This is a genomic window from Shewanella sediminis HAW-EB3 (genome assembly GCF_000018025.1).
GTDB classification, from domain to species: domain Bacteria; phylum Pseudomonadota; class Gammaproteobacteria; order Enterobacterales; family Shewanellaceae; genus Shewanella; species Shewanella sediminis.
In genome coordinates this window covers 572,214-591,306 of sequence record NC_009831.1, presented here as the reverse complement: position 1 = coordinate 591,306, position 19,093 = coordinate 572,214, and the positions used below count along the sequence as shown (strand labels likewise).

16 protein-coding genes are annotated in these 19,093 nt (G+C 46.2%); 5 read left to right on the top strand and 11 right to left on the bottom strand.

Features of this window, described 5'->3' with window-relative positions:
* Positions 1-109 precede the first annotated feature (109 nt).
* The gene (locus tag SSED_RS02510) at positions 110-2,176 is read left to right on the top strand and encodes a S9 family peptidase (protein WP_012140826.1); all 2,067 of its coding nucleotides are present in this window, start codon (positions 110-112) and stop codon (positions 2,174-2,176) included.
* Positions 2,177-2,224: 48 nt separating this feature from the next.
* Here the strand turns inward: SSED_RS02510 and nhaC are convergent, their stop codons facing one another.
* Positions 2,225-3,742: a Na+/H+ antiporter NhaC gene (nhaC, locus tag SSED_RS02505; protein WP_012140825.1), complete on the bottom strand. Its 1,518-nt coding sequence runs from the start codon at positions 3,740-3,742 to the stop codon at positions 2,225-2,227.
* Positions 3,743-4,120: 378 nt separating this feature from the next.
* Between nhaC and SSED_RS02500 the strand changes: the two genes are divergently transcribed.
* Both SSED_RS02500 and SSED_RS02495 read left to right on the top strand, forming a co-directional pair.
* Positions 4,121-4,348, top strand: a complete 228-nt coding sequence (locus SSED_RS02500) for a hypothetical protein (protein ID WP_012140824.1) — start codon at positions 4,121-4,123, stop codon at positions 4,346-4,348.
* 154 nt (positions 4,349-4,502) lie between these two features.
* Positions 4,503-5,081, top strand: a complete 579-nt coding sequence (locus tag SSED_RS02495; protein ID WP_012140823.1) for a nucleoside triphosphate pyrophosphohydrolase family protein — start codon at positions 4,503-4,505, stop codon at positions 5,079-5,081.
* A gap of 354 nt (positions 5,082-5,435) precedes the next feature.
* Here the strand turns inward: SSED_RS02495 and SSED_RS02490 are convergent, their stop codons facing one another.
* On the bottom strand, positions 5,436-6,968 hold the full coding sequence (locus tag SSED_RS02490; RefSeq protein ID WP_012140822.1) for a KAP family P-loop NTPase fold protein: 1,533 nt from the start codon (positions 6,966-6,968) through the stop codon (positions 5,436-5,438).
* A gap of 608 nt (positions 6,969-7,576) precedes the next feature.
* On the opposite strand from SSED_RS02490, the gene SSED_RS02480 reads away from it, so the two are divergent.
* Positions 7,577-8,748 (top strand): IS3-like element ISSse1 family transposase gene (locus tag SSED_RS02480; RefSeq protein ID WP_086022442.1). Its coding sequence is split into 2 segments (ribosomal slippage): positions 7,577-7,847 and positions 7,847-8,748, totalling 1,173 coding nucleotides; the frame shifts between segments, so codons are not numbered across the junction.
* A gap of 76 nt (positions 8,749-8,824) precedes the next feature.
* On the opposite strand, the gene SSED_RS02475 is transcribed toward SSED_RS02480, so the two are convergent.
* The 8 genes from SSED_RS02475 to SSED_RS02440 form a co-directional block, all read right to left on the bottom strand.
* On the bottom strand, positions 8,825-9,937 hold the full coding sequence (locus tag SSED_RS02475; protein ID WP_012140819.1) for a hypothetical protein: 1,113 nt from the start codon (positions 9,935-9,937) through the stop codon (positions 8,825-8,827).
* 298 nt (positions 9,938-10,235) lie between these two features.
* Positions 10,236-11,096 carry a 4-hydroxybenzoate octaprenyltransferase gene (ubiA, locus tag SSED_RS02470; protein ID WP_012140818.1) on the bottom strand — a complete coding sequence of 287 codons (861 nt, stop codon included), beginning with the start codon at positions 11,094-11,096 and terminating at the stop codon, positions 10,236-10,238.
* Between the two features lie 83 nt (positions 11,097-11,179).
* Positions 11,180-13,345 carry a DNA helicase II gene (uvrD, locus tag SSED_RS02465; protein ID WP_012140817.1) on the bottom strand — a complete coding sequence of 722 codons (2,166 nt, stop codon included), beginning with the start codon at positions 13,343-13,345 and terminating at the stop codon, positions 11,180-11,182.
* A 100-nt stretch (positions 13,346-13,445) separates the two neighbouring features.
* Positions 13,446-13,799, bottom strand: a complete 354-nt coding sequence (locus SSED_RS02460) for a RidA family protein (RefSeq protein WP_012140816.1) — start codon at positions 13,797-13,799, stop codon at positions 13,446-13,448.
* Between the two features lie 169 nt (positions 13,800-13,968).
* Positions 13,969-14,415, bottom strand: a complete 447-nt coding sequence (locus SSED_RS02455; RefSeq protein ID WP_041421501.1) for a hypothetical protein — start codon at positions 14,413-14,415, stop codon at positions 13,969-13,971.
* Positions 14,416-14,513: 98 nt separating this feature from the next.
* Positions 14,514-15,449: an SPFH domain-containing protein gene (locus tag SSED_RS02450; protein ID WP_012140815.1), complete on the bottom strand. Its 936-nt coding sequence runs from the start codon at positions 15,447-15,449 to the stop codon at positions 14,514-14,516.
* Positions 15,446-16,393, bottom strand: coding sequence for an SPFH domain-containing protein (locus tag SSED_RS02445; protein WP_012140814.1), 948 nt, complete (start codon positions 16,391-16,393; stop codon positions 15,446-15,448). Before SSED_RS02445 ends, SSED_RS02450 begins: the two co-directional genes overlap by 4 nt.
* A 130-nt stretch (positions 16,394-16,523) precedes the next feature.
* Positions 16,524-16,997 carry an NfeD family protein gene (locus SSED_RS02440; RefSeq protein WP_012140813.1) on the bottom strand — a complete coding sequence of 158 codons (474 nt, stop codon included), beginning with the start codon at positions 16,995-16,997 and terminating at the stop codon, positions 16,524-16,526.
* 338 nt (positions 16,998-17,335) lie between these two features.
* Here SSED_RS02440 and SSED_RS02435 point away from each other — a divergent pair, with 338 nt between their 5' ends.
* Complete coding sequence (locus SSED_RS02435; RefSeq protein WP_012140812.1) at positions 17,336-18,088, top strand: outer membrane protein OmpK; 753 nt, start codon at positions 17,336-17,338, stop codon at positions 18,086-18,088.
* Positions 18,089-18,220: 132 nt separating this feature from the next.
* Here SSED_RS02435 and udp read toward each other — a convergent pair whose 3' ends face one another.
* Complete coding sequence (gene udp / locus SSED_RS02430) at positions 18,221-18,979, bottom strand: uridine phosphorylase (RefSeq protein WP_012140811.1); 759 nt, start codon at positions 18,977-18,979, stop codon at positions 18,221-18,223.
* Positions 18,980-19,093: the final 114 nt, after the last annotated feature.

Sequence of the window (19,093 nt, the reverse complement as noted above, 5' to 3'; positions counted from 1 at the left end):
ATCGTTTTACAATAATTAATTTATGTATTAGTTTAATTAGCAATTCATGGATAACTGATTTGTTGATAATACAAATAGGCATCTGAGCTGTTATTTAAAGGAATGAACGATGAAGACACATAAGATTTTACCTAGCGTACTCTCGACAGCGCTCGCCGCTAGCTTATTTATAACAGGCTGCTCGCAGACCCCTTCACCAACAAACTTGTCAGATCGAGCCACTATCCAAGATCAAAGTCAGCAAGTTCAACTGCTACCTGTTGAAGCCTTTTTCAACGAGCAAGGGATCAGTGGACTCAAGAGCTCCAGTGACGGAAAGTGGTTAGCCTTTTTCAAAGAGTATCAAGGCGCGAAAAACATCTATCTGATGGCCACCGGTACTGATCTCGATGAAGCTTTTCCTATTACCACCTCAAAGGATCCGATTTACAGCTTCCGCTGGTCACACCAAGGCAATGAGATCTTCTTCCTTAAAGATACCGGTGGTAATGAAAATACCCAGATCTATAAACTCTCTCTGGATACGAGCCAGATTAAACCTGTCCCGAACATCACTGCGCTCACCAGTAATACAGACATCAGATATGACCTGCTCAAACAACCAAAAGATAAGCCCAACACTTTGGTTGTCATGTCGAATCAAGATAATCCTCAGCAGATGGATCTCTTTCGTCTGAATATCGATTCCGCAAAAATAACCAATATTTTTTCTAACACCTACGGCTTCTCTTCCATAGAGACAAACCAACAAGGCGTTCCGGTACTCGGCACCAGCAGTAACCCAGACAATACTTCCGATCTCTACGCCAAAATTTCTGGGAAATGGACGAGTCTGATCAAGACCCAATTTGGTGAAGACATAGATATTCTTAGCTTCGATGAAGATAACAACTTGGCCTATCTTCGTGCCAACATCCAAGGACGAGACAAGCTACAACTGTTACGCCTCAATATGACCACAGGTAAAATCGTCACTCTACATCAAGATCCGCAGGATGAATCTGATGTTTATGATGTGCTCTTTAACGATGAAGGTGCACCACTTGCCGTCTCCTATTATGGCGGTCGTTTACGCACTTACCCGCTGGATGAAACCTTTGCTGACAACTGGCAAAAAATTAACGACCACTTCACTCAAGATGTGGAGATAACCATCACAGATAGAAACGAGAAAACCGGTCTGTGGCAGCTACATATCGCCAGCGATGTCGATATGGGAAGCGACTATCGCTTTGATGCCAATACTGGACTCGTGAGCCTTTTGCTTGAGCAAGAAGCATCGATTAGCCCTGAGCTGCTATCAAAACGTCAATCCATCACCTACCAGGCTCGCGATGGCGTGACCATTCAGGCCTATCTGACCCTACCTAAGGGACAAACACAAAACCTGCCGACAGTCATTCTTCCCCATGGTGGCCCCTGGTCCCGAGACTACTGGACTTTAAGTTCAGGCTATTTCAACCCGATTGCTCAGCTATTGGCAAACCGCGGCTATGCGGTATTACAGCCCAACTTTCGTGCCTCTACAGGCTTTGGTAAACGCTTCCTCAATGCAGGCAATAAAAACTGGGGCACCGGCAGCATGCAGGACGATCTGACCGACGGGGCGCATTACCTCATCAAAGAGGGGATAGCCGATAAACAGCGCTTAGGGATCATGGGCGCATCTTATGGTGGCTATGCAGCGCTTGCCGGCGCGACCTTCACCCCGGATCTGTATCAGGCGGTGATCTCCTATGTCGGTCCCTCTAGCCTTATTACACTACTGGAATCATTCCCTCCTCACTTCCGTCCCTATCTGGGTCAGTTTTACAGTGCGGTAGGCGATCCTGAGATCGATACAGACAGAGTAGATATGAAGGCTCGTTCTCCCATTAATTTCGTCGATAACATTAGGGCGCCGCTGATGTTAGTCCAAGGGGCGAATGATCCCAGAGTGACCCAAATTGAATCCGATAATATCGCGCGGGTGATGTATAACCGCAAACTACCGGTTGAATACATTCTGGCAAAAGATGAAGGTCATGGCTTCCGTAAACGGGATAATAAGTTAGCCTATATTGTGGCTATGGAGCAGTTTTTCGGTAAACACCTGGGCGGCCGAGTAGATAATGCGGTGACTCCCGCTCTCACCGCACACCTCGATACGCTAAAGGTTGATGTGAGCCGATTATAATTTAACAAGTTCCTGGAACCTAGATCCCTAGGTTCCAGGAACCTTCTCTTACGCAATCACCTCTTCCGCCTCTGATACCTCTTCTAGCTTCTCTATCTTGAAGTTAAAATAAGCATAACTTGCACTGATTAACGGGCAGACCAGGTTAAAGAAGGCGTACGGCAGGTAAGCAATTGTCGCGACCCCTAAGGTACTGGCCATATAGGCACCACAGGTATTCCAGGGAACCAGAGGACTGGTGATCGTCGCCGAGTCTTCTAAGGCACGGCTCAAATTAACAGGCGCTAATCCTCGCTTGGTGTACTCCACCTTGAGCATGCGACCCGGCAGTAAGATGGCAATAAACTGATCACCGGTGATCAAGTTAGCCCCGATACAACTGGCCAGAGTCGTGATAATTAAGCTACTGCTCGATGTCACCACACCCAAGATACTCTGTAAAATGCGCTTCAATAATCCGGTGCGCTCCATGACTCCGCCAAAAGCCATGGCACAGAGGATTAACCAAACGGTATTGACCATGCTGCTCATGCCACCACGGCTGAGTAGGCTATCGAGCACGGTATCGCCGGTATTCGCCGTATAACCGTCGAACATGGCAATCCAGATCCCCTTCAGTAACGCAACTGCTGGCAGTAAATTGTCGTCGCCGACAAATTCAATAATATTGTCAAACTGAAAAATCGCTGCACAGATAGCGCCGGCAAAGGTTCCTAAAATCACTGTGGGAAATGCGGGCACCTTCTTATAAGCCAGCAATAATACCACCAGCAGAGGCAAGAGCAGATGTACGCCCGGAGCATATTGAGATTGTAAGATATTCAGGGTCGATTCGAGATCGCTGCTACCTCCTGAACTCTGAGTGCTAAAGCCTAAGATAACGAAGCCTATCAAGGCGATAATAATACTCGGCGTCGTCGTCCACACCATATGCCTGATATGGCTAAAGAGATCCGTACCCGCCACAGCAGGTGCCAGGTTAGTCGTGTCTGACATAGGCGACATCTTATCGCCAAAATAGGCGCCACTGATGATGGCGCCTGCGGTAATTTCGACACTCAGCCCCATCGCTCCGGCAATACCAATCAAGGCGATACCTAAGGTGCCCGCCACGGTCCATGAACTACCGATACTGATCGCCACTACGGCGCAAAGTAAACACGATGCAGCATAGAAGTATTCGGGGTTAAGCACCTTCATGCCATAGAAGATCATCGTCGGTACCGTACCGGCTAAGATCCAGGTACCGATTAGGGAGCCCACCGAGAATAGAATCAGCAGTGCACCCGTCGCCATAGAGACACTGTGTACTATCCCCGCCTCCATCTCCTTCCAGCTATAGCCATTTTTGGCGCCAATCACCAAGGCGATACAGGCCGCCATGATAAGAGCTATCTGGTTAGCCCCCGAAGAGCTATCCGATGAAAACAGATACACGGCCGTCGTCAACATGGCAACCAAGGCGATAATGGGAGTTAACGCATCGAGCAGACTCGCGGGCTTATGTTGAGATACTTTTTCTGGCTCATCAGGCGGCGATTGCTGAAGCTCATTCTTTGAGGGCATCACGTTTTCCTTATTATTGTTTTTATCTCGCTTTGGAGCGTAATTGACTTGCCGTAAGAGCCACTCTTCCGGTGGTTTTCTCCTACGAGGGCCAGCCATATTTACACAAAGTTAACATTCTCGTCCATATTCGTTACATCGGCGAGTCAGCTGCGCAACCCCACAGGAATGTCTAAAAAGACTAAAAATTCATCCCAATAAGAAAATAGTGGTTAGTTATGCAGATAATCAGGGTAAGAAAAGCAAACAAAGGAAATAAAAAGAATTCACCCAGTAACGGCTCAAATGGAGTAACACTGAAAATAGCTATTTGTTTTATCCATATTGCCCTGTTATAAATATCCTTAAACCAACAATCAATTAGATGGATCTGATTCGATGAAAAATAATCACCATATCCTCTCCCCCTTCTTGCTAGCACTACTCCTCTGTGATTGCTCCAGCACAGAGGTCATCGACACGGGTATCACATTTGGTAAGGAGACGGTAAAAGCAAGTCAGCGAAGACAAGAGCGTACAAATCCCTCTTTTAGAGACGATAAAGTTAACTCAGACGATGTTGCAAATGGCTTATTAAATACGATTATTAAATCCGTTAATAATTAGCAATTAAGTCACTAAAATAATTTTTTAATTCTAGTGGTCTTGCGCTTGGTTAACCTTAGCGGTCACTCCCTTGGGTTTCTTTTGCTCCCCCATTAAATTAGAATTGCCGCAATTCTGATATTCAAACACAAGTTAAGACTTCAAGGCATATTCAATGAAACTCACCGCACTAACTCAGCCACTTTACGATCACCTTTACCGTGATATCCTCCAGTTCCGTTCAACCTTCGACCTACCGAGCGAAGATGAAACCACATTGGATGACAAGGCTGACACCCTGCACACTTCGTTGGCTATCGAAGAGCTAACCGAACTTGCCGAAGCCGATACCCGCATGGAACAAGCCGACGCCATCGTCGACTCTGTTTATGTCCTTATGGGCCGCTTAGTTCATCTTGGTGCCACTGGGGTAAACGATCGCATCGAGATTAGCTACGTGATCGACCTGCTGTTACATGTCGCCAAGAACCGCGAAATTGATTTTGTGACCTGCTGGGATGAAGTTCACTCAAGCAACATGAGTAAGGTGTGTCGCAACGAGCAGGAATTAACCGAAACTATCGAATTTTACGCCAAGCAAGGCGTCGAGATCGTCGGCAGCAAGAAAGGTGACTTCATCATCGCCAAGTGCGCCAAAGATGTAGATATGGCGGGTAAGGTCGTTCGTCAGGGTAAGGTTTTGAAATCGGTTTACTACCGACCGGCAGATCTGGCAAAGCTAGTGAAAGCTTAGGTTGTTCATTTTGGAGTTGGCATCTGGGAAATCAAATTTCATTTGCTGATTCTTTGCGGCCTTACGGCCGAGAAGGTCGTGGAATTCCATTCCACACCAGGGCAAGGAGGACTGCTCGTCCTCATCCTCCTTGCATCCACCTATGACGCCCCGGCGAAGTTACATGCATTGAGTACGGGCCTTGTGCTTATGGATAAATAGCTAACACTTCCGATGGTACATCCTGTACCCCGAAAGTTAGCCCGACATCCATGTCTGCCTCACGCAATTTATTCCAACGCCCTTCGGCAACTTCCAACGTGGATTATCTAATCAGTAGGAATTCTAGAATCCCCGTAGTTTATTCGTATTTATTCACTCGATGTGACCTGATAACTCAATGAGCATTTTGTAATCATCCCAAAGCCAGTACCTATCAACCGTGGACTCACTTAATTGAATGAGACTCCTCATCTCCTCATGAAAAACAAAATCGTCATACCTTTTAGTCGCATGTCGAATAAAGTTATATGATTGAATCTTAAGACACTCAATATTACTATTATCCCCCCGGCTTATTGAACTTCCTCCACCGGAATGTACCTCTCTAGACATCACTTTAACTACGGCATTTAGCTGACTCTGCATCAGGTCATTCACTGAAATCCCATCTAAAACATTTCCTACACACCGTATTTCAGAATCTATATGCACATTGCTTTCTCGATTATAAAAACACGTCATTCCGTTATGGTGTTCTGCTATACCAGTAAACAATACAACGGTATTAATGACGTCTGATTTATGGTTCATTCTGGTTTTTGCGATAAAGTCCAAACTTGCAAAAAACTTTTGTATAACCTGATCAATATCTCTCAACTCAAAACCAATTAACTTAGCAACGGCTGCCATATACTTAATGTTATAGTTCTGGTTTTTTGTAAATGGGTGCAACCTAATTCCTAACTCACTGTACTTTTCAAAATCAAATTCTTTTGATTTCAAATACCTTAGAGACGATATTTCTGAAAGCGCGATTTTCCTGGCAAAAAAACGCTTCAAATAAGATGCTGAATTAAACTTAGCTCCATACACAGCATTTACAGAATGTTGCAATGCTTCTGTATCTGTCGCGACCAAAAATACACAACCTTTTGCTTCAAAGAAATGCTTAATCACTTCTAGCATCTCAATCGCGTATATCGGCCTACATCTATCAAGTTCATCAACCAAAACAACTATCGGTGCTTCTAAATCATGAATTTCATTCATCAAAAGTGACAAAGCGGTTATCTGCTTTTTTATATCTTGCATAGCCAATACACGATTAGCGTGAGCTTGGGATATCTTATCGACTAATTCAACATTATTACTTACTACTGAATTACTCTCAGCTTTAGGTAAGGTATCAACAACTGAACCTGCTGCACTCGCTGTTGCCGCTGTTACAGGCTCTCCAACAAGAGAGGCTCCACCACTCAGGAGCTTCATACAAGTACCAAAACCATCTTTCAGCTCATTAAACTTCTCAGTGATGGACTTATCAGCATTACTAGAAAAAATGAAACCCAGTTGATTCAAGAACTCGCTACTAACAACAGATAAAGCATCATTACAAAAGTCACTTTCCCATGCATTGATATACACCACAGGGTGATTTTGCTCAGCAAGTTCTACATATAAACGTCTAAGTAGTTGAGTTTTACCGGTTCCCCAAGAACCATTAAGATTAACAACTAAACCGTCTTTGCTATTTGTCAGAAATGAGCACAAAAATTTGCCATACTCTTGCCTGTTAGTCTTGCAATTTCCCCAGTTGTACTCTGGTTGCCAATCTTCATATTTGCTCGCAAACGTCTTTGCGCGTTCCATCCGTGCTAACTGAGCTTCATCTATTACTGGATCCATTTCTATTCCACTTTAGGGCAACTGCATAAGTACAGAATACCAGCATCAATTTAAAAATATTGATATATCAAACTGACTTAGAATGCTTTAGTCACTAAAAATAGTTAAAGGCCCTGCCAAGTTAAAGCGGAGCATCTCAACACGATACATATAACTCCAAAATTCAAATAAATTACATGCGTTAACGATTTCCCGTTGGAAGTTGCCGAAATATTAAGGTAAAAATGCTGTAGAACCATCATGGATGATGGTTCAGGCTCAGGGCTACATGGATGTAGCATCTGAGCCGTTAGGCAATTTTTATTGGAATATGAGGCCCGTACTCAATGCATGTAACTTCGCCGGGACGTTATGGAGGTTCCAAGGAGGGCGAGGACGAGCAGTCCTCCTTGGTCGGGTGTGGGTTGAAGACCCACGACCTTAGTTATTAGACGAAGTCTAATTATAAAGCTCAAGCGCAGCTTGGTTACTCAAGACCATTTGCCAGCTTTGAGGAAATCAAAGCCAATCCCCCACGACCTTAGTTGTTAGACGAAGTCTAACTATATGGCCGCCTAACCTGATGTGACCCCCTAAAAGTGGACACCTTATATAAGCGATAAGGTGTCATGAAAATTAGATCACAAAGAGTCCACACAGAAGCCTTCAAGTTGGCAGCTGTTCAACAGTCTTTAAACTCTCCCGATACAGTGAAGGCTTTAGCTGGTAAATTAGGTATCCACCCAGCTTTGCTCAGTAAATGGAGAGCCCAATTGACGTCTAAGAAGCACACTTCAAAACCTATTGATAATATTGGCCCTAATAAGAGCCTAACTGAACTTGAACGTGAAATCCGTGAGCTTAAAAAGCGATTAGAGCGTGCAGAGTTGGAGAACGATATCTTAAAAAAGGCGAAGGAGTTCTTCGACAAACACCAGGGATAAAGTTTAATTTTATCCAAGGTTATTGCTCAACTCGAAGAACGATAAAAATGCTTTGCGATGTACTCGATGTATCGCGCTCAGGCTATTACAGCTGGCTTAACCGTGAGCCTTCTGAACGAAGTAAAGCTAACAAAGTACTATCTGATTTTCTCAAAGAAAAGATAGATGAGCACAATGGGATTGCTGGTTATAGAAAGCTATGGCTAGATGCTTTAGCCAATGGGTTTGCCTGCAATAAGAAGCGCGTACAGCGCTTGCTACAGACGTTTGGTTACCGCTCTAGGGCATGTAAAAGGAAGTTTGGCGTAGTGAAACCTAAGCTGATAGAGACCAGAGCTCCTAACTACTTAAACAGGGAGTTTGAAGTGGCTAAACCTAACACTATTTGGGTGTCTGATATCACTCAAGTTAGGTGCAAAGAGGGCTGGCAGTATCTGTGTGTCATTATCGACTTGTACTCGCGTAAAGTAGTGAGCTGGGCAACCAGCTACATAAACTCGAGCGAACTGGTGATGAAGTCACTCAAGCAAGCATGGGCTGAACGTAGGCCAAATGGGAGTGAACTGATGTTTCACTCAGACCAAGGCGTGCAGTACAGAAGCTTTGAGGTGCTTAAATGCCTAACGAAACGTGAAGTTACGGTAAGCATGTCCAGGAAGGGAAACTGTTGGGATAATGCGTGCTCAGAAAGCTTTTTTGCTCAGTTAAAGAAAGAGTGGTTCTCTAATCTTGAAGAACTAAGCAGAAGAGAGATGACAACTCAGTGTCGATTTTATATCGATGATTATTATAATATGGTGAGAAGGCATGGGACTCTAAATGGAGTGAGCCCCATAACCTTTGAATCAAGAATTTGAACCCCGTGTCTACTTTATCGGGGTCATATCAACCTCGAAACTCGTAGCTCGTAGCTCGTAGCTCATGACTCGTAGCTCAAGAAGTTAATTCAGTCGGCATATCGGCATTCCCCTCGAATACCTCCTGCGAAATGCTCTCTTTCCACGATGGGGTTAACTCTGCCCTGCGAACCTCAAGCTCCCTCTCATCGGAGATATCAAAAATAAGATCAGCTAACGCTTCGGGCTTATCGACGACCATGGCAATGGCTTTCACCTCTTCGGGCAGCCAGCCTAAACCGCCAAAATAGGTCTGAGGATGCTTGAACTTGAGTATGATATTACTGCTCTCCCCCTGTCCAAAATTAATGACTCCGGTGCGATTTTCACATGGCGGCGGACTCACCATAACCCTATGTATTTGATCGAATTTAACCAGACTAAATCCCCACACACCATTATTGATTATCAGCTGATCGCCATGTCGATAAACTGAGAAGTGTCTGGAAACTCTGTAATTAGCGGTAATGAGTATTAATCCATACAGGATAAAGCTCGAGACTATAATCGCCGTTATCTCACTCCAGGGTTGTATGACAACATAACTCGCACCGGCCAGTAGCACAGTTGCGCAGGCAAGCAATAGCCAATGCCAGCGAGAGGCGGATAACAAGTTTATATGTGTAACTGAGGGAGGATGTTTGCGCGAGAATCGGGGGATGGCATAGAACCAACTCGCTGGTTCCATGGCTAAGGCTAAAGCCATTGAGCGCTTCCGATCATCCTCTTGTCCGAATTGCTCCAGAATATTGATTCTCGGATCGCCAGACAAGTTGCGAGCCTGCCACAGGGCTTTGATAACACTCACTATCAAGAAAAGCTCTATCCCCAACAAGATGGCGATAATAGGGAACCTTAACCAGATGATAAATTCGAAATAGCTGGCGATTTCAACCGGAAAGCTCAATCGAGCCATCAGACAGCTAAGGCTGACTATCAGCAGTAACTTCCATAACTTCTGCTTACCCAATTTAATAATGCATAACCAGTAGAGCAGAGGAAGAAACGCAAAATAGAGGAGTGCGAACGCTATCGATATCTCTTGTCCATTAGAGATCTCGAGTGTCTCGGGTAAAAATTGAAAGCCTGCAGCGTAACAAAGGATAGCCACACTCAAGAATATCAATCTGAACTTCACGACCTGCCTCATAAAAGGCTCCCTGTGAAATGTTGTATTTATGTTGCAATACAATATCCGATTTTTTCGATTTACCCAAGTATATTTCGATTAAAAGCCGAACAAAAATAAGGCTAACTTATTGAAAGCTGTAGTTTCAGTTAAAAGTATTGCGGGTGAGGTGAGCGAGCTGTGAAAAAAGAGGCCAGACTATCAGACCTCTCTCAATTTAGATAAGCCACGAATCAAATCAGATAGTCGACACCTTAGACAACAGACAGGAATAAACAGCGATAAGCCATCCCAGTTATTCCTGATACATCATTGATAATCAAATCAGATAGTCGACACCGAGGGCGATAAACAGCGATAAGCCAGCCCAGTTATTATTGAGGAAAGCTTTAAAGCATGGGGCCCGTTCACGTTCATGAATAAGCTTTTGTTGGTACATGCTAAATCCTACGAAGGTGATGATACCGAGTCCATAGACTAAGCCGCGATCCGCCGCCCAGCCTGCAGTGATAAAACAAGCCAGCGCCGCCAGTTGAAATAAGCCGATGATCTGCCTGTCATATTTGCCAAATAATATAGCCGTCGACTTAATCCCCACCTTTAGGTCGTCCTCTCTATCGACCATGGCATACATGGTGTCATAGGCCACCGTCCAGCACCAATTTGCAGCAAACAACCACCAGGCCTCGGCTGGCACCTCACCGGTTTGCGCCGCATAGGCCATAGGAATAGACCAGCTCCATACCACACCGAGAAACATCTGCGGCATATTGGTAAAGCGTTTAGTGAAGGGGTAGATAATGGTCAGAATGATGCCAACGACAGAGAGCTTGACCACCAGCGGGTTAAGCATCAAAACCAGTCCGAAGGCAAATAGTCCCATCACAGCGAAGAGAATAAGCGCCTCTCTTCCCGTCACCTCACCACTGGCAAGCGGTCTGGACTTAGTGCGATCGACATGAGCGTCGAGATCGCGATCGGCATAATCATTGATAATACAGCCACACGCCCGCATCACTACGACACCGAAAATAAATATCGTCAGCACTTTCAGATCCGGCATGCCACCAGCGGCGAGCAGCAAAGCCATCAAGCATGGCCATAGCAACAATAAGGTGCCGATGGGGCGATCCATACGGGCTAAACGCAAGTAAACGTCTAATTTATCCCTTAAATTCATCTCTAGGCTCTCCTGATACCACTTTGGCCTTTAATCAACTATCACGCCATTATGACTGACGCGCGCAAGCATTCAAATGGTTTCTAACAAGTCTCGAGCCGCGCATAGGCGACAACAAGCCATTTGCTGCCAACATCGAAAAAGTTAACTTGTACCCGGGCTTGGGCGCCACTGCCTTCCGTACCGGTAACCTTGCCCTCACCAAACTTTTGGTGCATCACACTTTGACCTATCTTAAAGCCGGTATCATTAACGACCGTACTTCGAGAGAAAGAGGGTTTTGCCCTTTGTGGTGCAGTGACTTGTGTCTTTAAACGGATCTCCTCAACATGCTCCGTTGGGATCTCCTTGATAAAACGTGATGGCCTGGCAAAGTTTTCACGGCCGTAAATGCGGCGGGTTTCGGCGTAGGTGATGTAGAGTTTCTCCATCGCACGGGTCATGCCTACGTAGCACAGGCGTCGCTCTTCATCGAGTCTGTCGCCTTCGTCCATGGCCATCTGACTCGGGAATATTCCCTCCTCGACCCCGGACATAAATACTACAGGGAACTCCAGCCCTTTGGCCGAATGCAGTGTCATCAGCTGAACAGCATCGGTAAAGGCATCGGCCTGCCCTTCGCCCGCCTCAAGCGCTGCATGGGACAAGAAGGCATTGAGCTCGCCCATATCCTCACTGTCTTCGGGCATGATAAAGGTACGAGCGGCGGTCACGAGTTCGTCCAGGTTTTCGACACGCGAGCGCGCCTTCTCACCCTTCTCCGCTTCATACATCGCCTTGAGGCCCGACTCTCTTATCACATGATCTGTGGTGCGATGCAATGTCATCTCATCTGTGTCTTGCTGCATCTCAACGATAAGATCCATAAAGCCACGTACCGCATTGGCTGCACGGCCGCTCAATAGCTTCTCTTCGAGTGCACGCAAACAGGTCTGCCACAGGGTTAACTCCTGCTGACGAGCCGTTGAGCGCAGGATATCGAGCGTTCTGCCACCTATGCCGCGTGCTGGAGTATTGACCACACGCTCGAAGGCGGCATCATCGTCTTTGTTATTGATAAGCCTCAGATAGCTCATCGCATCCTTAATTTCCTGACGCTCGAAGAAACGCAGACCACCATAGATCCGATACGCTAAGCCTTTATGAAGCAGGGCCTCCTCGAGCACACGAGACTGGGCATTGGAGCGATAGAGGATCGCGCAACTACTGAGATCCCCGCCCATATCATGCCAATCGTTAATTCTGCCGACAATAAAGCGTGCCTCATCCATCTCATTGAATGCACAATACAGAGAGATCTGCTCGCCATCTTTATCTTCGGTCCACAACTTCTTACCCAATCGCTCAGGGTTATTGGCAATGAGTTCGTTGGACGCTTTCAGGATATGACCCGTCGAACGATAGTTTTGCTCCAGACGTATTGTCTCAGCCTTAGGGAAGTCTACGAGAAATTTATGCAAGTTCTCTACCTGTGCCCCACGCCAGCCATAGATGGACTGATCGTCATCACCGACGATCATCACATTGGCACTATCACCCGCAAGCACGCGGATCCAGGCATACTGAATGGCGTTGGTATCCTGAAACTCGTCGACGAGAATGTTCTTAAATCTGTCCTGATAGTGTTGCAACACATGAGGCTTGTTAAGCCAGAGCTCATGGGCACGCAGTAAGATCTCGGCGAAATCGACTAAACCGGCTCGGTCACACGACTCTTGATAGACCTGATAGATCTGCAGCAAGTTTTGCTCGATAGGAAAACCACCCGCATCGATATGCTTAGGACGTAATCCCTGATCTTTCTTTCCATTGATATAGCCCTGAGCTTGGCGAGGCGGATACTGCTTCTCATCAAGATGAAGGCTTTTAAGAATGCGTTTGATTAACCTTAGCTGATCATCAGAGTCGATGATCTGAAAGGTTTGAGGCAAGTTGGCATCTTTATAGTGGGTACGTAGCAGGCGATGAGCCAAGCCGTGGAAGGTACCAATCCACATGCGCCCCATGTTACTGCCGCTGACTTTTTCCACCCGCTCACGCATTTCAGCGGCCGCTTTATTGGTAAAAGTCACCGCTAAAATAGAATATGGACTCTGCTGTTCAACCTGCATAAGCCAGGCAATTCTGTGGGTTAGCACCCGAGTCTTGCCACTGCCGGCGCCCGCCAATACCAACATGCTGGATTGTGGTGCCCCTACAGCTTCACGCTGCTCGTCATTCAGGCCGTCTAGTAAAGAAGATACGTCCATTCTTGCCTCCAAAAAATCGAGGAGGCAGTATAGCAGGTGCGGGGGATGAGATCCTAGGTTCGAGATCCTAGGATCTAGGTTCTAGAAACTAAAACCTGTTTTAATCTTTCTCAGCCGCCACCACAGAGATCTCAACCAGCAAGGCTTCTCTTGCCATCTTAGCCGCAACGCAGGCACGCGCAGGAGCGTGACCTTCGGGTACCCAGGCATCCCACACCGCGTTCATCTCGGCAAAGTAGGACATATCTTTGACATAGATGGTCGCCGACAAGATATGCTCCCTGTCACTACCGGCTTGCTCCAGTAAGGCATCCACTTTATCCAGCATGGTTTGAGTCTGCTCGGTGATACCTTGCTCGGCATCTTTACAGACCTGACCACACAAATAGATGGTGCCGTTATGTTTAACGATACGGCTCATACGCGCACCGGTTTCTAATCTTTCAATAGTCATACTTATCTCAAATTTTTTTTGGGGATCTCATGGGGAGGAATATTAACGTTCAAACGAGTTTTAAGCGAGTGACTTCGATGTAGGGTCGAAGCGATTTAAACAAGGCCTGTGAAGAAAGGCCTTTGAATAAAGGTGTGGCTCTGCAAATGCTATGTGTTAGTGGATATATTCAATGAGGTTGATAGAGCTTGATTCTATCAACAATTCTTTCTCGATCGTCCGGTGAAAAACATCTTAAATCACACGATATCTTGTTGTTATCACCCCCATGGAAGCATAAATGCCTCAACGGAAAGCGAATAGACCCGGGCATTTTAACTTTGGTAATTTGCTGCCAGCTCAGTTCTCGTTGCTTTCCCCAGCTCTGGAACTTCACGCCAAGATGATCCACCTCAAGTTCGTTTCGCCAGGGACGATGCCGCAAATTCAGATAAACCAATGAGATGAGTTCTGAGCTTAAAACCCAAATAAAACTCCAAGCGGCCACCTTCATAACCGGAATATTTGTTGCCTCGCCACTGACAAGCCTGGCTCCTAATATTGCACACAATGCCATATAAAGGTTCTGGCTTACCGAGTACCACCCATACTGAAAAGGTGTTTGGCTTATCTTCATTGTTGAACTCCATCTCGAGAGCAGGCTGGCTATCCTTAAATACAATTGTTAAATTCTATCCTTAAATAGATTGGCCTGCTCTCAACCTATACTCCTTCTCAGGACTTACTCTCTTCCAGACCGATGCTGTCCATCCAGTGATCGAAGTCCATCATGTTCCCTGGCAGTACCACCCTACTGGCACCATTGCTCAAACCGTCCAGTTGCTTAAGATACTGAGCGCCGAGCTGCATGCGAACCACATTCTTACCACCGGGGGCGGCGATAACGGTAGCCATGAGTTCGATAGACTCGGCGGTGGCCTTGGCGATGGTTAAGATCTCCTCCCCCTTACCTTCCGCTTCGTTGATACGCTTTTGCATCTCACCCTCCGAGAGGTTAATCATCTCGGCTTTGATACCTTCGGAGCGGTTGATCTTACTCTGCTTATCCCCCTCACTCTTCGCCAACAGTGCACGGCGCTCACGTTCTGCATTCACCTGCATCTCCATGGCATTTTTCACCGTTTCCGGTGGGGTAATATTCTTTATCTCGTAGCGATGTACACGGATGCCCCACATGGCGCCAGCCTGATCGAGTACTTCAACCACTTTGGCACTGATCACGTCACGCTCTTCGAAGGTGCGGTCAAGATCCAGAGTTCCTATCACTGAACGAGTGGTGGTTTGAGCCAGTTGTATCGCTGCATAACGGTAATCTGTCACACCGTAGCTGGCCTTAACCGGATCCACGACCGAGATATAGATAACGCCATCGACCTCAACATTCACTTCATCGCTGGAGAAACACTCCTGAGGGGGGACATCGATAGTCTCCTCTTTAAGATCGTGAATATAGGATACCTTGTCTACAAAAGGGACCAGGGCATGAAAACCTGCATCCAGAGTCGAATGATATTTACCAAGACGCTCTACGATATAAGCCGATTTAGTCGGCACTAAACGAATCGATTGAAACAACTTAATAATAAATAAGGCAAAGATAAGCCCCCAGATACCTAACACTATTAGATCTGTATTTATGCCTGCAATCATGAGCGACCTCCTTTCACTGAATTTGAGCCTGTAGAACTGCTACTCACAGCATGCGTCACCTGCTCCATACCTTCGAAGAAGCCTTCCAACTTTGCCATCTCAGCCGGAACAACGGAAATTTCGGCCTCATTGAGTATTTTGCCTACCTGACCGATAAACTGCTCCTTAAGCTGCATGTTCATCGCTTCGTGTCCGCCGTCTAACGCCAGCGCGGTTGAGACAAGCTCCATCCCCTCTGCCTTCGCCTTAGCAATAATACTGATCTCTTGCGCCGTACCTTTAGCCTCGTTGATGCGTTTGAGTTTCTGTCCCTCGGAGATGTTGATCGCCTCTTGTCGCTCCCCCTCAGAGAGGTTAATCATCGCAGCTTTCTCTGCATTCGCTAAGGTGATCTCCGCGCGCTTACTCCGCTCGGCTTCCATCTGTTTTTCTAAGGTGTGTATCACCTTACGAGACGGTGTAATGTTCTTTATCTCATAGCGAAGTACTTTAATTCCCCATGGGTCTGAGGCTTTATCGATCTCACGTACGATCGACTCATTGAGACTGTCTCTCTCAGAGAAGGTCTGACTTAGGGACAGTTTACCTATTTCTGAACGCATGGTTGTTTGAGCCAGGTTCACCGCCGCGAGACGGTAATTTTCGATACCATAGCTCGCCAGCTTGCCATCCATCACCTTGAGATAGACTAAACCATCGACCTCAAGCTGAGTGTTATCTTTCGAGATACAACTCTGTGGCGGCACATCCAGCACCTGCTCACGGATCTCATGCTTATAGGCCACGCGGTCGAAGAAGGGAATAAGAAAATGAAAACCGGGCTTAAGCACGGCCCGAAATTTACCCAGACGTTCGATCACATTGACCTCACGCATAGGGACAATTAACAACAGCTTATAGAGAATAAAAAAGATAAACAGGACAAAAATTGTAAATACAAACATAGATTCCTTCCTTAACTTAAACTAACTGTACTTAAACTAACTGCACTTATTAACTGACAGTGCACTAAACTCTGAGCCCAAAGTGTAGGGCTCATCTTAAACTAGTTGAGTCAGACTTAATTGATCAGATTTAATTACTCATGTTTACTTCGTCTGGGCAGGGTTCGACAACCAAGGCGATATTATCCCGGCAGATGATACGTACGCGAGTTCCCGCAGCGATTTCGCTACCATCGCCAAGTGCCGACCATTCGATACCCTGAAATTCGATTCGCCCCTGATGTTGCGCCGGACCGATAGTCTCTTTAACGACGGCAGTCTGATTATAGATATCGAGTTCCTCATCGGTATTATCAACGTGAGAATCTCCGCCAACCAGCTTTTGGGTAAGCTGCCTGAAACCTAATAAAAAGACAATAGAAACGATAAACCAGAGTGTGAGGCTTTGCACTATTCCTTCGACTAACCCAACAGCCAGTGCCGATGCGACAACCAGACAAGCACCACCGAGCAAGATGACGATTCCCCCGGGAATAATGATCTCAGCCAGCATCAATGCCAGTCCAATGCAGCCCCAGATAATGATGGGATTTGATAACTCCATATTTCCCCCTGAAATGTGAGTATCCGTCAAAACACTATATCAGTTGTTTCAGCCCTTCGCGACATAATATGTCAAAATTCAACTCCTGAACATTTTAAAACCTAATTGAAGCAGACATTTATGCCGATTTATCCCAAAACAGCAACAAACCCTTTGAACAATAGTGCCTTTATGAATATATTCTCCGCCCTATGAGGTGGATGCTCAGCAGCCATCTCAATTTAGCTTCGCCGTACCCTTGGCGATCGATGTTTTTCAACAATCAATAAATGCATCTCAGAGTGCAAAGATTGTCATAGATAGCGGCCCGGTGGCTGCATTAATAAAAAGGTAATGAGATGAACAAAAAATGGCTTTTACTCGCGCTTTTCGCCGCACCACAGGCGATGGCCGATGATATGATCCACTGGTGGGATGCCAGCGTGACCGCGTTATACGGCGATAATTACGATCTAGCGCCTTCCGATAAGCAAACCACTTTCACCTTCGAAACTGCCGGCGCATGGCAATATGGTGACTGGTTTGCGTTTCAGGATCTGATCTATTTCAACGGTTCGAACGTCAGTAGTGACAGCACGACCTACGGCGAAATCTCGACTCGATTGAGTGCCGGTAAAATTTCCGGTAAAGAGATCGGCTTTGGCCCGGTCACCGACCTGTCTCTGGCCATGACCTTCGAAGAGGGTGAAGGACCGGTTAAGAGCTTCCTATATGGTCTTGGCATGGACATAGCTATCCCTTACTTTAGCTATTTTCAACTCAATACCTATCGACGTGAAGCCATCAGCAGTGGCAATATCAGCGACGGTTGGCAGATAACTCCCGCCTTTAGAATGGACTTTCCCGTTGGCAACTCGAACATAGTATTCGATGGTTTCTTTGACTGGGTATTCTCTGCCGATAACCAAGGCTATGAAGAGAACTTTCACTTCAATCCTCAGCTGAAATATGACCTGGGCGCGGTCATCTTCGGAAGCCACGAGAAAAACAAATTCCTTGTCGGTGTCGAGTATGATTACTGGAAGAACAAGTACGGTGTCAAAGGTGTCGATCAAAACACCTACTCGGTTATAGCTAAATATCACTTCTAAGCGAGTTTATGGATCACTAGTTTTATCCATCAGTCCTGATTGAGAAGTCAGATCAAAAAAGGCGCCTAAGGCGCCTTTTTATTAACTTAAACCATCAATGAGCTAACTGCAGGAAAGCTCAACTCAGAGGATTTAAGCCAGTAACTTCTTCGCTGCTGCAACGACGATAGAAACTGCACTCACTTCAGTTTTCTTCATCGTAGCTTCATCAGGGATCTCTTGCTGTGTACGGTTTACAATCACACCCGCAACACATGCCGCACGCCAACCTTGCGAAGCACACATGGTAAATAGCGTCGAAGATTCCATCTCATAGTTAAGCACGCCAAGGTCCTGCCACTCTTGCATCATTCCTCTATACTGACGCGTTACTCGACCAGAGACGGTATCGTAACGATCTTGACCAGGATAGAAGGTATCTGAAGAGGCTGTAATACCGATGTGCGGCTCCAGGCCTGCATCACGGGTTGCTTCGACCATAGCTGTAGTACATTCGAAGTTAGCAACGGCTGGATACTCCATAGGAGCAAAGTGCAGACTCGCGCCATCGAGACGAACCGATGCTTGAGTTACGATAACATCACCAACATTCACTTGAGGCTGGATAGCGCCGGTCGTACCCACACGCAGGAAGGTTGTCACACCTAGCTGAGCTAACTCTTCAACTGCGATAGAGGTCGATGGTCCACCAATACCGGTAGAACATACCACTACAGCTTTGCCGTCGATATAGGCAAGGTAGCTAGTATATTCACGATGACTGGCCAGGAATGTAGCGCCTTCCATCAACTCGGCAATTCTCTTAACACGCTCTGGATCACCAGGCACAATCGCCAAGTTAGCCCCATCCAACATTTTTTTGGTCAATCCCAAGTGAAATACATCTGACATTATGAAAACCCCTTTCAATTTTGATAATAAAATTCTTCTGTTTGCGACTTTAACCTAGTATCGAAGCCAAAAAGGTTAGCTCGATCACACTTTATTGGGCAGCAGGTAAATGTT